Source organism: Nocardioides dokdonensis FR1436, from assembly GCF_001653335.1.
GTDB lineage: Bacteria > Actinomycetota > Actinomycetes > Propionibacteriales > Nocardioidaceae > Nocardioides > Nocardioides dokdonensis.
The window spans coordinates 2,619,997-2,633,788 of sequence record NZ_CP015079.1 but is presented as its reverse complement, the minus strand read 5'-3'; the positions used below and the strand labels follow the sequence as shown (position 1 = coordinate 2,633,788).

Sequence of the window (13,792 nt, the reverse complement as noted above, 5' to 3'; positions counted from 1 at the left end):
CGTACAGACGTGCTGGGGTGGTGCTGGTTCAGCTCCGGCGGTCGACGTCGACGAAGTCGACGCGCGTCCCGTCGCGACCGGCGAGCGCACCCATCACGGTGCGGAACGCCGAAGCGGTCCGACCGCTGCGGCCGATCACCTTGCCGAGGTCGTCGGGGTGGACCCGGACCTCGAGGACCGAGCCGCGGCGCAGCTGCTTGTCACGCACGCTGACGTCGTCGGGGTTGTCGACGATGCCGCGCACGAGGTGCTCCAGCGCCTCGGCGAGCATGGCGCTCAGGCCTCAGCCTTGGTCGCGTCGTCGGAGGTGGCCTCCGGCTCGGCGGCGGCAGCCGGCTCCTCGACCTTGGCGTCAGCCTTGGTCTCGGCCTTGTCGTCAGCCTTGTCGTCAGCCTTGTCGTCCGACTTGGCCTCGGCCTTGTCGTCAGCCTTGGTCTCGGCCTTGTCAGCCTTGTCGGCCTTCTTGGCAGCGGCCTTCTTCGTGGTCGCGGCGGCGCCGGCGGAGCCGTGCGCCTCCTTGAGGGCCTCGTTGAAGATCTCGAGCTTGTCGCGCTTGGGCTCGGCGACCTTCAGCGTGCCCTCGGTGCCCGGGAGCCCGTGGTGCTTCTGGAAGTCACCGGTGATCTTGAGGATCGCGGCGACGGCGTCGCTGGGCTGAGCGCCCACGCCGAGCCAGTACTGCGCCCGCTCGGAGACGACGTCGATGTAGGACGGCTCCTCCTTGGGGTGGTACTTGCCGATCTCCTCGATCACTCGACCATCGCGCTTCTTGCGCGAGTCGACGACGACGATGCGGTACTGCGGCACCCGGACCTTGCCCAGGCGCTTCAAACGAATCTTGACGGCCACAGCTGTGGTGTCTCCTTGAGGTCGTGGTGGTGAGGGCCGGCACTCCAGGTGGGGACCGGGGACGGACGCCTCGATGGGCTCTGCGCCACCGGCTGAGAGGGGCCAGCGACGCAGGACTCAGCGTCCGATGATGCCAGACGCCGCGGGGCCGGGAGAAATCGGCCAGGAGAACGGCCGGGACTCAGGCCACCACGCGCCCGCGCAGCACCACGCAGGTCGGCTCCCACAGGGCGGTGAGGTCCGCGGCGGGGTCGCGGTCGTAGACCACGAAGTCGGCGCTCGCGCCCTCGACGAGGCCCTCGAAGCCGAGCCACTCGCGGGCCTTCCAGGACACCGCGGCGAGCACGTCGCCCGCCGGCATCCCCATCTCGGTCATCGCCAACGCCTCGCCGGCCAGGTGGCCGTGGCGCTGGGCTCCCCCGCCGTCGCTGCCGACGTAGAGCGCCACCCCGGCCTCGTGCGCCGACATCAGCACCTCGCGGCGCCGGGAGTGGAGCTGGTCCATGGTGGCGGCGTAGTCGGGGAACTTCTCGCGCCCCTGCGCGGCGAACTCGGGGAACTTGCCGGTCTGCATCACGGTCGGCACCAGCGCCACGCCGCCGGCCGCCATCTGCTCGATCTGGTCGAGGGCCAGCCCGGTGCCGTGCTCGATGCAGTCGATGCCCGCGTCCAGCAGGCCCTGCAGCACCTCGTGGCCGAAGCAGTGCGCGGTGACCTTGGCGCCGTGCTCGTGGGCGACCGCGATGGCCGCGGCGAAGCTGTCCTGGGGGAACGAGGGGGCCAGGTCGCCGCTGTCGCGGGAGATCCAGTCCCCCACCAGCTTCACCCAGCCGTCCCCGGCGTCGGCCTCCTGGGCGACGTACGCCGCGAGCTGCTCGGGCTCCACCTCGTGGGCGTAGTCGCGGATGTAGCGCCGGGTGCGGGCGATGTGCCGCCCGGCACGCAGCAGGCGGGGCAGGTCGTCGCGCTCGTGCACCCAGCGGGTGTCGGCCGCGGAGCCGCAGTCGCGCAGCAGCAGGGCGCCGGCGTCCCGGTCGGCGACCGCCTGCTCCTCGACGCGGTCGTCCTCGACGGCGCCGTGGTCCTCGAGGCCGAGGTGGTTGTGCGCATCGACCAGCCCGGGCACGATCCAGCCCCGGGCGACGGTCTCGGCCCCCGGCTGGGCCTCGAAGGTGACCCGGCCGTCGACGACGTACAGGTCGCGGCTCTCGCCGTCGGGCAGGACCGGTCCGGAGAACCTCAGCGCGCTCATGGACGCGAGGCTAGCGCGTGCTCAGACCTGCTCGAGGTGGTCCAGCAGCCACGACGGGCCGACGACCGTGGCGCCGGTGGCGGCCGCGTTGGCACCCAGGGCGAGGTCGGCGGTCACGACGGTGACGGTGCAGCCACGCTTGGCGGCCCGCTGGGCCTCGGCGAGGATCGTCACGTCGCCCTCCTTGGGCGCGTGCACGATGCGCACGTGGGCGTCCTTGCCCGGTCGGGCACCGCCGCGCGCACCGCCCTCGAGGACCATGATGATCTCGTCGCCGGGCACGTCGCCGACGAGCAGCGCCTCGTGCAGGCGCCGGGTCGCGGCGGCGCGGTCCTTCCACCACCCGTCCGGACGGCTGCCGACGACGTTGGCCGCGTCGACCACCACGACGGCGTTCACTTGAGGAACTTCGAGAAGTCGTTGCTCAGGTCCAGGTCGGCTGCTGCCTGCGCGTAGTCGACCGGCTCACCGCCCGGTGTGCCGAACGGGTTGCTCGGTGCCGCTGCAGCCTTCTCCTTGGCGGCCTGCGCCTCCTGGGCGGCCTTGGCCGGGTTGCCCGAGCGCTTCGCGCCCTTGCCCTTCTTCGGCTGCGCCTTCGCCTTGCCGCGCTTGCCGCCACCCATGCCCGGCATCCCCGGCATGCCCGGCATCCCTGGGATGCCGCCGCCGCGGGCCATCTGCATCATCATCTTGCGCGCCTCGAAGAACCGGTCGACGAGGTGGTTGACGTCGGAGACCTGGCGCCCGCTGCCCTTGGCGATGCGGGCGCGGCGCGAGCCGTCGATCATCTTGGGGTTGGCGCGCTCAGCCGGCGTCATCGACTGGATGATCGCCTGGATCCGGTCGATCTCGCGCTCGTCGAAGTTCTCGAGCTGCTCGCGGAACTGCCCCATGCCGGGCAGCATCCCCATGATCTTGGACATCGAGCCGAGCTTGCGGACCTGCTGCATCTGCTCGAGGAAGTCGTCGAGGGTGAACTCGCCGCCCTGCCCGCTGAGCTTCTGCGCCGCCTTCATGGCCTGCTCGGAGTCGAAGCTCTTCTCGGCCTGCTCGATCAGGGTCATCACGTCACCCATGTCGAGGATGCGCGAGGCCATGCGGTCGGGGTGGAAGAGGTCGAAGTCGGTCATCTTCTCGCCGTTGGAGGCGAACATGACCGGCTTGCCGGTGATCGAGGCGATGGACAGTGCCGCACCACCGCGGGCGTCACCGTCGAGCTTGGTGAGCACGACGCCGTCGTAGCCGACCCCCTCGAGGAAGGACTGCGCGGTCGTGACGGCGTCCTGGCCGATCATCGCGTCGACGACGAAGAGGACCTCGTCGGGGTCGACCGCGTCGCGGATGTCGGAGGCCTGCTTCATCAGCTCCGCGTCGATGCCGAGGCGGCCGGCGGTGTCGACGATGACCACGTCGTGCAGCGTGCGCTTGGCCTGCTCGATCGAGGCGCGGGCCACCGACACGGGGTCCCCGACGCCGTTGCCGGGCTCGGGGGCGAAGACCGTGACGCCGACGCGCTCACCGTTGACCTGGAGCTGCTTGACGGCGTTGGGGCGCTGCAGGTCGGCGGCCACCAGCATGGGGGCCTTGCCCTGCTCCTTGAGCCACAGCGCCAGCTTGGCGGCCAGCGTGGTCTTGCCGGCGCCCTGGAGGCCGGCGAGCATGATGACCGTCGGGCCGGTCTTGGCGTAGCGCAGCCGGCGGGTCTCGCCGCCGAGGATCGTCACGAGCTCCTCGTTGACGATCTTGATGATCTGCTGGGCGGGGTTCAGCGCACCGCTGACCTCCTCGCCGCGGGCCCGGTCCTTGACCGCGCCGACGAACTCCTTGACGACCGGCAGGGCGACGTCGGCCTCGAGCAGCGCGATGCGGATCTCGCGTGCCGTGGCGTCGATGTCGGCCTCGGACAGGCGACCCTTCCCCCGGAGGTTCTTGAAGGTGTCGGCGAGCCGGTCGGACAGTGTGGCGAACAAGGGCGTCCCTCAGGTGAGTCGGCAACGGGCGGAGCTGGCTCCAGCCTAACCGGGCTGGCCCGCAAGAGCCGCACGGACAGCGTGCGCTGCCTCGGAGGCCCGGGTGTCCGAGAGCACCCCGGCCGCGGCCTCCTGCAGGTAGAAGACGTCCACGGCCTGGGGGCCGAGCGTCTCCACGTGCGCCGAGCGCACCGCGACGTCGAGCTGGGCCAGCGCCGCGCAGACCCGGTGCACCACGCCCGGCTGGTCGGCGGCGCGGACCTCGAGCACGGTGGCGGCGAGAGAGGCGTCGGCGCGCACCTCGACCGTGGGCGCCAGGGCGCGCGGGTCGGGCCGCAGGCGGCTGGTGGGGTCGACCCGGCCCTCCGCGATGGCGGCGTACCGCTCGCGCAGGAAGGGGACGTCGAGCCCGCTCTCCGCCACGTCCCACGACGAGACGCTGTAGCCCTCCTGCACCCACGCACGGGCGGAGCGGACGGGGAGGCGCTGCAGGGCGAAGAGGCCGGAGAAGTCGGCGAGCAGCCCGACCCGGTCGGGAGCGATCGCGGTGACCCGGGTGCCGTCGGGCGTGGCCTCGACGGCGAACGAGACCGCGCCGTTGCGCACGGCGCGCGGGATCTCGACCTCCTCGTCGACCGCCGACGGGAAGGGCCGCCCGGTGTCCAGGGAGGTGTGGACCCGGCGGGAGAGCTCGAGGACCAGGCCGGCGCGCCAGCTGGACCAGGCCTGCGGCGAGGCGGCCTTGGCGTCGGCCTCGGTCAGCGCCGTCAGCAGCGAGAGCGCCTCGGTCGACCCGACCCGGGACGCGACCCGCTCGATGGTGGCGGGGTCGTCGTGATCGCGGGTGGTGGCGGTCTCGGCGAGCAGCAGGTGCCAGCGCACCAGCGTCGCCACCAGGTCGACCGAGGCCGGCTCGAAGCCCATCCGGGTCGCGATCCCCCGGGCGATCGGCTCGCCGGCCACGCTGTGCTCGGTGAGGCTGCCCTTGCCGATGTCGTGCAGGAGCGCGGCGACCATGAGCACGTCGGGCCGGTTCACCTGCCGGATCAGCGAGGACGCCTCGATGCAGGTCTCGACCACGTGCCGGTCGACGGTGAAGCGGTGGATGGCCGAGGCGTGCGGCAGCAGCCGGATGCGCTCCCACTCCGGGAGCAGCCGCGGCAGCGCCCCGGTCTCCTCGAGCGTCTCCCACACCGGCAGCAGTCCCCGCCCGGAGGCGAGCAGGCGGACCAGCAGGTGGCGGGCCTCGTCGGGCCACGGATCCGGCAGGTCGGCGACCTCCCGGGCCAGGCGCGCCGCCGTCGGGGGCGCGAGCACGGCGTCCATCTCGGCCGCGGCCGCCGCCGCCCGCAGCAGCAGGACGGGGTCCTCGGCCGGACGCGCCGTGCGGTCGAGGACGATCTCGCGACCCGAGAGCGCCACGCCCTGGGCGATCGGGAACAGCGCGGGACGTCGGGCCGAACGCACCGAGGCCGGCCGGGCGAGGTAGTCGTCCACGCGGCGCCAGGTGAGTCGGGAGAGGTGGGTCAGGCGTCGCCCCAGGGTGCGCACGTGCACCTGGGCACTGCGTGCGTCGGCCAGCCCGAGCCCGGTCGCGAGCTCGCTCCACACCTCGGGGTGGATGCGGTCGCTGGCCCGGCCGGCGCTCTGCTGCACGAGGTCGCGCACGTCGAGCAGCGCCTGCCGGCTGTTCTCGAGCTCGGTGTGCGGCACGTCGACGAGCCAGGTCGTGACCAGCGCCTTCAGCACGGTCGCGTCCCGCAGGCCGCCCTCGGCCTCCTTCACGTCCGGCACCGACAGGTGCGCGAGCTCGCCGACCAGCTCGTGCCGACCCCGCACCAGCTCGCGCAGCGCCGGCAGCCGCTCCCGGGCGTGGCGACGCCAGTGCGCCAGCATCGTGCCCCGCAGCCGCAGGGTGAGGTCGGCGTCGCCGGCCAGGTGGCGCACGTCGAGCAGTCCGAGCGCGACCCGCAGGTCGCTGTCGGCGGCGGCGACCATCTCGGGCAGGGTGCGCACCGAGTGGTCCACCGCGGTGCCGGAGTCCCACAGCGGGTACCACAGCCGCTCGGCGACCTCCCCCGCCTCGACGCCCTCGTCGAGGACCAGCACCACGTCGAGGTCGGAGTACGGCGCCAGCTCGCCGCGGCCGTAGCCGCCGACCGCCACCAGGGCCATGCCGGTCCGGGCGCCGCCCACCTCGTCGTACGCCGCCGCGCAGAGGGCGTCGGCCCCGGTGCTGCGCTGCTCCCGCTCGGTGGCCGTCACATCGGTCTCCTGGGGTCGTCGCAGCGCGTGGGTGGGGGCTCGATCATGCCGGAAGCGGCCGTGACCCGGCCCACCGCACGGGTGGGCCGGGTCACGGGCCGGTCACGGGTCGCTCAGATCGCGGTGGAGTCCCGGTCCCCGGTGCGCACGCGCACCACGCTGTCGACGGGACTCGTCCACACCTTGCCGTCGCCGATGCGACCGGTCCGGGCGGCGGTGACGATGATGCCGGCCACGTCGTCGGCGTCACCGTCGTCGACCACGATCTCGAGCCGGATCTTCGGTACCAGCGCCACGTCGTACTCGGCACCGCGGTAGACCTCGGTGTGACCCTTCTGCCGTCCGTAGCCGCTGACCTCGCTGACCGTCATCCCGGTCACGCCGAAGGTCTCGAGGGCTTCGCGGACGTCCTCCCACTTGTGCGGCTTGATCACCGCGGTGACGAGCTTCATGCGCGTGCCCCTTCCGTGCGGGTGGCGGGATCGGGCCTCGTGGCGGCGGCGAGACCGCCGCTGCCACTGGAGAGACTGGTGTGCAGATCGTAGGCAGACTCGCCGTGCTGGTCGAAGTCGATGCCCTCGACCTCGGACTCCTCGTCGATGCGCCAGCCCATCGTGAACTTGATGGCCAGGGCGATCAGCAGAGTGGCCGCACCGGACCACGCCACGGCCACCAGGACACCGAGCAGCTGGTCGACCAGGGAGCCGAGGCCACCGCCGTAGAACAGGCCGTCGACGGCGCCGCCGGCGATGTTGTCGCCCTCACCGGCGGTGACCGAGAAGAGCCCGATCATCAGGGTGCCGACGATGCCGCCGACCAGGTGCACGCCGACCACGTCGAGCGAGTCATCGTAGTTGAGCTTGAACTTCAGGCCCACGGCCCAGGCGCACAGGGCACCCGAGACCAGGCCGATGGCCAGGGCGCCGAGGATGTTGACCGCTCCGGCGGCCGGGGTGATCGCGACCAGCCCGGCGACGATGCCCGACGCGGCTCCCAGGGTGGTGGCCTTGCCGTGGAGGACCTTCTCCACGAGCAGCCAACCGATGATCGCGGCCATGGTGGCCAGCGTGGTGTTGGCGAAGGTGAGACCGGTCTCGGCCAGGAACTGGTCGCTGGCGTCGAGGTCGTCGCTGAAGACGATCGAGCCGACGTTGAAGCCGTACCAGCCGACCCACAGCAGGGCAGCGCCGAGCATGGTGAGGGTCAGGTTGTGCGGGCGCATGGGCTCACGGCCGAAGCCGACCCGCTTGCCGATCACCAGGGCCAGGACCAGGCCGGCGACGCCGGCGTTGATGTGCACCGCGGTGCCTCCGGCGTAGTCCTGGGCACCGATCTGGCTGCAGATCAGGGCACCGTCGGTGCAGCCGAAGACCATGTGCGCCAAGGGGAAGTACGACAGGGTCGCCCAGATCGGCACGAAGACCAGCCAGGCCGAGAACTTCACCCGGTCGGCGATCGCACCGCTGATCAGCGCGGTGGTGATCACCGCGAAGGTCAGCTGGAACATCATGAACGTGTAGCCGTCGTAGCCCACGCCGTCGAGGGCGAAGTTGGCGAACGGCGAGTTGAAGAACGTGTCGATGCCCCCCTCGTCGCTGAACACCATCGAGTAGCCCCACAGCACCCAGATGATGCCGACGATCGCCATGGCGGCGTACGACATCATCATCATGTTCAGCACCGACTTCGACCGCGTCATACCGCCGTAGAAGAGGGCCAGGGCCGGGGTGGTCATCATCAGTACCAGCAGCGTGGCCACCAGCATGAACGCGTTGTAGCCGTCCACAGAACCTCCAAGATCAACTCCGTAGGACGCTCCCCCGGCACCCGACTGCGGTGTCGGGCACGGGGTGCGTCCCCATCGGTGCTGACCTTGGCTGCTCCGTGTTTCGACGTGCGGCCGTGGGTGTTACGCCCCGGCGACGAAGGTGCCGCCGGTGTTACGTCTGCGTGAACGCTCCCGCTCAGCCGCCGAGCAGCGCGTCGACGAAGGCACCTGAGTCGAAGGGGGCCAGGTCGTCGGCGCCCTCGCCGAGGCCGACGAGCTTGACGGGCACCCCGAGCTCACGCTGCACGGCCACGACGATGCCGCCCTTGGCAGAGCCGTCGAGCTTGGTCAGCACGATCCCGGTGACGGCCACGGCCTCGCTGAAGACCCGGGCCTGGATCAGCCCGTTCTGGCCGGTGGTGGCGTCGAGGACCAGCAGCACCTCGGTGACCGGCGCCTGCTTCTCGATGACGCGCTTGACCTTGCCGAGCTCGTCCATCAGGCCCTGCTTGTTCTGCAGCCGGCCCGCGGTGTCGACGATGACGGTGTCGACGCCCGTGCGGCGGCCCTCCTCCACGGCCCGGAAGGCCACGCTGGCGGGGTCGGCCCCCTCCTCGCCCTTGATGGTGTCGACGCCCACGCGCTCGCCCCAGGTGCTCAGCTGCTCGACGGCGGCGGCGCGGAAGGTGTCGGCGGCACCGAGCACGACGCTGCGGTCCTCGGCCACGAGGATGCGCGCGATCTTGCCGACGGTGGTGGTCTTCCCGGCGCCGTTGACGCCGACCACGAGCACGATGCCGGGGTTGCCGTCCTCGCCGCTGATGCGCAGGCTGCGGTCCATGGTCGGGTCGACCAGGGTCAACAGCTCCTCGCGCAGCACCGCACGCGCGTCGGCGCCACCCTCGGCGCGCATCCGCGCACGCAGGCGGTCGACGAGCTCCTGGGTGGGCGCGACCCCGATGTCGGCGGTGAGCAGGGTGTCCTCGATGTCCTCCCAGGTGTCCTCGTCGAGGCGGTCCCGGGAGAGCAGCGCGAGCAGACCGCGGCCCAGCCCACCCTGCGAGCCGGCCAGCCGCTGACGCAGCCGCACCAGGCGGGACGCGGTGCTCTCCGGGCGCTCGACCTCGGGGGCCAGCGACTCGGGTGCCAGCGACTCAGCAGGGGCCTCGGGCTCGAGGGTGGCGGGCGGCGCACTCAGCTCGACCGGGGGCGCGTCCGGGTCGACCGGCGGGACGACGAGGACGTCGGTGTGGGTGTCGGGCAGCGGCGCCGGCTTGCGGCGCCGGGAGACGACGAGACCGAGGACGCTGCCCACGAGGGCGACGCCGAGGACGGCGATGGCGAGGATCACGAGGGCGAGGACATCCATGCCGCTCATCCAACCACCGGGAAGGGCGGGTTCAGCGAGCGGGCGGGTCGTCCCGGTCGTCGGGGTCACCGAGCGTGCGCATCGACCCGCGGGCCCGGCCCAGGGCCCGGCCGAGCCAGGTCCCCTCGCCCTCGCTGCCCTCGCGGTGCGGGTAGGCGACGTAGTAGAGGACCAGGGCGGCCACGGCCACGATGACCACCATCGCGACGACGATCGAGAGCACGGGGTCCTCCGAGAAGTGGGGCGAGCAGGAACCCCCCACGGTGGCACACCCCGGTGTCAAGCGCTCCCGGGCACACGCAGCAGGGGCTCGACTGCGGCGCGGATCACGTCGGGCATCGGCGTGACCGACCGCGCCGGGTCGGTGTTGTCGACGTACACGTGCACGAACCGGCCCTCCGCGGCCGCCTCGTCGCTCTCCCCCTGGAAAAGCCCGATCCGGTAGACGATCGAGGAGGTGCCGACCTTGTCGACGACCAGGCCGGTCTCGACCGGGTCGGGGAAGCCGATCTCGCGGAAGTAGCGGCAGGAGGTCTCGGCGACGACACCGATCTGCGGCAGCAGCCGCACGTTCGTGCCGGTGGCCTCGAAGAGGTGGGCGTTCACCGCGGTGTCGAACATCTCGTAGTAGGTCGCGTTGTTGAGGTGGCCGTAGGCGTCGTCGTCACGCCAGCGGGTGGTCACCGTGCGCCAGGCGACGTAGTCGCCGCGGGTGGGCCGGTCGGTCCGGCCGGGTCGCTCGCTCATCCGGTCTCCGTCTCTCGTAGTCGCTGGCTGATGACCGTCGAGACGCCGTCGCCGCGCATGGTCACGCCGTACAGCGCGTCGCCGACCTCCATGGTGCGCTTCTGGTGGGTGATCACCAGCAGCTGGGAGCTCTCGCGGAGCTCCTCGTAGATCTCCAGCAGCCGGCCCAGGTTGGTGTCGTCGAGCGCCGCCTCGACCTCGTCGAGGATGTAGAACGGCGAGGGCCGGGCCTTGAAGAGCGCCACCAGGAAGGCCACCGCGACCAGCGACCGCTCGCCGCCCGAGAGCAGCGAGAGGCGCTTGATCTTCTTGCCCGGCGGGCGCGCCTCGACCTCGACGCCGGTGGTGAGCATGTCGCTGGGGTCGGTGAGGACCAGCCGCCCCTCGCCGCCCGGGAAGAGCCGGGCGAAGGTGGCGTCGAAGGCCTTCTCGACGTCGGCGTAGGCCTCGCGGAAGACCTGCTCGACGCGGTCGTCGACGGAGCGCACGATGTCGAGGAGGTCCTTGCGCGTGCGGCGCAGGTCCTCGAGCTGCTCGGTGAGGAACTTGTGCCGCTCCTCCATGGCCGAGAACTCCTCGAGCGCCAACGGGTTGACCTTGCCGAGCATCGCCAGGGCCCGCTCGGCGGCCTTGAGCCGCTTGACCTGCTGCTCGCGCACGAAGGGCACGCTGGTCGGGGCGTCGTCCGGGGCGTCGTCCGCCGGCGCCTGGGGCACCGGCTGGTCGGGGCCGTAGTCGGCGACCAGTCCGTCGGGCTCGATCCCGAGCTCGTCGAGCGCGCGCTCCTCGAGCTGTTCGATGCGCATCCGCTGCTGGGCGCGCGCCATCTCGTCGCGGTGCACCGAGCCCACGAGCTCCTCGTGCTCGCGGGCCAGGTCGCGCAGCAGCCCGCGGGCCTCGCGCAGCTTCTCCTCGCGCTCGCGTCGGGCCTCCTCGACCGCGGCGCGCGCGTCGGCGGCCTGGTGCACCGAGACCTCCAGGCGGGTCAGCGCCCAGGTGACGGCAGCGCCGACGGCCTCGGCGGCCCGGCCCTCGCGCAGCAGCCGCTCGCGCCGCTCGGCGGCCCTGGCCCGCTGCTCGCGCTCCTTGGCCGCGGCCCGCAGCAGGGAGTCGGCGCGCCCGTGGATGGCGCGGGCCCGCTCCTCCGCGGTGCGCAGCGCGAGCCGGGCGTCCATCTCGCTCTGCCGGGCCTCGCGGGCCGTCTCGGTCAGCCGCTCACGTCCGGTGGTGTCCGGCTCCTCCTCGGGGGCCTCCTCGGCTCGTTCGAGGCGGCTCTCGAGGTCGGCGAGCCCGGCCACGGCGTCGACCCGGGCCTGCTCGGCCTTGGCGATGGCCTGCTCGACGCGGTCGGCCTCGGCGCGGGCCGAGCGGGCCTGGGACCCGTGCTGGCCGAGCTCCTCGGCCACTGCGGCCAGGGTGGCGTCCGACTCGTGCAGCCGGGCCAGCGCCACGTCGACGCGCTGCTGGGCGTCGTGGCGGCGGGCCTCGAGCCGCGAGATCTCGAAGCCGGCGCGCTCGCTGGCGGCCACCGCCTCGGCCAGGGATGCGGCGGCCTCGTCGGCGGCGGCCTGCACCTCGATCAGGCTGGGCTGGGCGCTGGAGCCGCCGGCCACCAGGTGGGCGCCCACGACGTCGCCGTCGCGGGTGACCGCGCCCAGCGTCGGGTCGAGCCCGACCAGGGACCGCGCGGCGTCGAGGTCCTCCACGACGGCGACCCGGTCCAGCAGCCGCGTCAGGGCGGGACGCAGCGGTGCGGGGCACTCCAGCACGTCGACGACGTACGCCGCCGCGTCGGGCAGGGCGGGCCAGGTCCGGGGTCCCGGCACCTCGGGGCCGTCGCCGAGCAGGAGCCCGGCGCGCCCGAGGTCGCCCGCCTTGAGGTGGTCCACGGCGCCGAGCGCGGCCCCGGCGCCCTCGGCGGCGACGGCGTCGGCGTGCGGGCCCAGGGCCGCCGCGACCGCGGCCTCGTAGCCCGGTCGCACCGAGACGAGCGCGGCGACCGAGCCGAGCAGCCCGGTGACGTCGGTGGCGCCCAGGAGAGCACCGGCGCCGTCCTTGCGGTTCAGCCCCATCTCCAGCGCGTCCTTGCGGGCGGCGAGCGTGTGCCGGTCGCGGTCGGCGGCCTGGGCCTGCTCCCGCACCTGCGCCAGCTGGCCCTCGATCTCGTCGAGCGCCTCGACGGCCTGCTCGTGCTCGGCGTCGAGGCCCTCCTCGCCCGCGTCGAGGCCCGCGACCTCCGTCTCGAGCGCGGTGAAGGCCTTCTGCGCCTGCTGGGCTCGTGCCAGCGCCTCCTCGCGGCTGTGCCGCAACCGGCCGACCTCCTCGTCGGCCGCGGCGGCGCGCGACCTCAGGGCGTTGACCTGGCCGTGCAGGCGCGCCAGGCCCTCGCGCCGGTCGGCGGCGGCGCGCTGGAGGGCGACGATGCGGCGCTCCTCCTCGCTGGCGGCGTCCTCGGCGGCCTTGCGGGCGGTCACGGCCTGCTCCAGCGCGGTCCGGCGGGTGTCCACGTCGGCGGCGGTGCGCTGCTCCTGCTCGCGCACCCGGGCGGCCTCGGCCTCGAGGTCCGCGGGGTCGCGCCCGCTCGCCGTCTCGACCTCGGTGCTCGCCGCGGCGTTGCGGACCCGCTCCGCCGCCAGGGACTGGGTGCCCCGCAGGCGTTCGCGCAGGCCGGAGAGGGCGTACCAGGTGTCCTGGGCCGCGGCGAGCACCGGCAGGTCCTCGCGCAGGGCGGCCTCGAGGGCGGCCTCGGCCTCGCGCGCCTGCGTCATGGCGGCCTCGACCTCCTCGCGCCGCTTCACCAGCACCGACTCGTCGGCCATCTCCTGGGCCAGCGCGGTGCGTGCGGTCAGCAGGTCGTCGGCCAACAGCCGGGCCCGCGCGTCGCGGACGTCGGCCTGCACGGTCGCGGCGCGACGGGCCACCTCGGCCTGACGGCCCAGCGGCTTGAGCTGGCGGCGGATCTCGCTGAGCAGGTCGTTCAACCGGGTCAGGTTGCCCTCGGTCGAGTCGAGCTTGCGCAGCGCCTTCTCCTTGCGCTTGCGGTGCTTCAGGACGCCGGCGGCCTCCTCGATGAAGCCGCGGCGGTCCTCGGGGGTCGCGTGCAGGATCTGGTCGAGCTGGCCCTGACCGACGATGACGTGCATCTCGCGACCGATGCCGGAGTCGCTGAGCAGCTCCTGGACGTCGAGCAGCCGGCAGGTCTGTCCGTTGATGGCGTACTCCGAGCCCCCGGAGCGGAACATGGTGCGGCTGATCGTCACCTCGGCGTACTCGATCGGCAGCGCACCGTCGGTGTTGTCGATGCTCAGGATCACCTCGGCGCGCCCCAGCGGCGGGCGCCCGGACGTGCCGGCGAAGATGACGTCGTCCATCTTGCCGCCGCGCAGGCTCTTGGCGCTGGCCTCGCCCATCACCCAGGCCAGCGCGTCGACCACGTTCGACTTGCCCGAGCCGTTGGGCCCCACGATGCAGGTGATCCCCGGCTCGAGCTGGAGGGTCGTCGAGGACGCGAAGGACTTGAACCCCTTCAGGGTCAGGCTCTTCAGGTACAAGGCTGGCGCCCTTCCGCCGCG

The 13,792-nt window shown here is 72.8% G+C and carries 11 protein-coding genes and 1 pseudogene; all 12 read right to left on the bottom strand.

Going from position 1 to position 13,792, the window contains the following annotated elements:
• Positions 1 to 28: 28 nt before the first annotated feature.
• Positions 29 to 271: an RNA-binding protein gene (locus I601_RS12490; protein ID WP_068110173.1), complete on the bottom strand. Its 243-nt coding sequence runs from the start codon at positions 269 to 271 to the stop codon at positions 29 to 31.
• A 137-nt stretch (positions 272 to 408) separates the two neighbouring features.
• A pseudogene (gene rpsP, locus I601_RS12485) lies at positions 409 to 849 on the bottom strand (30S ribosomal protein S16); the annotation flags it as partial.
• Positions 850 to 1,030: 181 nt separating this feature from the next.
• Positions 1,031 to 2,101, bottom strand: coding sequence for an amidohydrolase family protein (locus I601_RS12480; RefSeq protein ID WP_068110166.1), 1,071 nt, complete (start codon positions 2,099 to 2,101; stop codon positions 1,031 to 1,033).
• A gap of 21 nt (positions 2,102 to 2,122) precedes the next feature.
• A complete protein-coding gene (locus tag I601_RS12475) occupies positions 2,123 to 2,500 on the bottom strand; it encodes a hypothetical protein (protein WP_068110163.1) in 378 nt (125 codons plus the stop codon).
• Positions 2,497 to 4,071 carry a signal recognition particle protein gene (gene ffh, locus I601_RS12470; RefSeq protein WP_068110161.1) on the bottom strand — a complete coding sequence of 525 codons (1,575 nt, stop codon included), beginning with the start codon at positions 4,069 to 4,071 and terminating at the stop codon, positions 2,497 to 2,499. Before ffh ends, I601_RS12475 begins: the two co-directional genes overlap by 4 nt.
• A gap of 45 nt (positions 4,072 to 4,116) precedes the next feature.
• The gene (locus I601_RS12465; RefSeq protein WP_068110159.1) at positions 4,117 to 6,336 is read right to left on the bottom strand and encodes a [protein-PII] uridylyltransferase; all 2,220 of its coding nucleotides are present in this window, start codon (positions 6,334 to 6,336) and stop codon (positions 4,117 to 4,119) included.
• Positions 6,337 to 6,449: 113 nt separating this feature from the next.
• Complete coding sequence (locus tag I601_RS12460; RefSeq protein ID WP_068110156.1) at positions 6,450 to 6,788, bottom strand: P-II family nitrogen regulator; 339 nt, start codon at positions 6,786 to 6,788, stop codon at positions 6,450 to 6,452.
• Entirely contained in the window at positions 6,785 to 8,122 is a 1,338-nt protein-coding gene (locus I601_RS12455; RefSeq protein ID WP_269465738.1) for an ammonium transporter, read from the bottom strand. Before I601_RS12455 ends, I601_RS12460 begins: the two co-directional genes overlap by 4 nt.
• A gap of 178 nt (positions 8,123 to 8,300) precedes the next feature.
• Entirely contained in the window at positions 8,301 to 9,473 is a 1,173-nt protein-coding gene (gene ftsY / locus I601_RS12450) for a signal recognition particle-docking protein FtsY (protein ID WP_068110153.1), read from the bottom strand.
• Between the two features lie 31 nt (positions 9,474 to 9,504).
• Positions 9,505 to 9,696: a hypothetical protein gene (locus I601_RS12445; protein WP_068110151.1), complete on the bottom strand. Its 192-nt coding sequence runs from the start codon at positions 9,694 to 9,696 to the stop codon at positions 9,505 to 9,507.
• Between the two features lie 56 nt (positions 9,697 to 9,752).
• Complete coding sequence (locus I601_RS12440; RefSeq protein WP_068110148.1) at positions 9,753 to 10,220, bottom strand: acyl-CoA thioesterase; 468 nt, start codon at positions 10,218 to 10,220, stop codon at positions 9,753 to 9,755.
• Positions 10,217 to 13,771, bottom strand: coding sequence for a chromosome segregation protein SMC (smc, locus tag I601_RS12435; RefSeq protein WP_068110145.1), 3,555 nt, complete (start codon positions 13,769 to 13,771; stop codon positions 10,217 to 10,219). Before smc ends, I601_RS12440 begins: the two co-directional genes overlap by 4 nt.
• Between the last annotated feature and the right edge of the window lie 21 nt (positions 13,772 to 13,792).

Bases quoted from the DNA above. Each gene is read 5' to 3' on its own strand.
- I601_RS12440 (WP_068110148.1), bottom strand. From the start codon at position 10,220: ATGAGCGAGCGACCCGGCCGGACCGACCGGCCCACCCGCGGCGACTAC.
- I601_RS12490 (WP_068110173.1), bottom strand. From the start codon at position 271: ATGCTCGCCGAGGCGCTGGAGCACCTCGTGCGCGGCATCGTCGACAAC.
- I601_RS12480 (WP_068110166.1), bottom strand. From the start codon at position 2,101: ATGAGCGCGCTGAGGTTCTCCGGACCGGTCCTGCCCGACGGCGAGAGC.
- I601_RS12460 (WP_068110156.1), bottom strand. From the start codon at position 6,788: ATGAAGCTCGTCACCGCGGTGATCAAGCCGCACAAGTGGGAGGACGTC.
- ftsY (WP_068110153.1), bottom strand. From the start codon at position 9,473: ATGGATGTCCTCGCCCTCGTGATCCTCGCCATCGCCGTCCTCGGCGTC.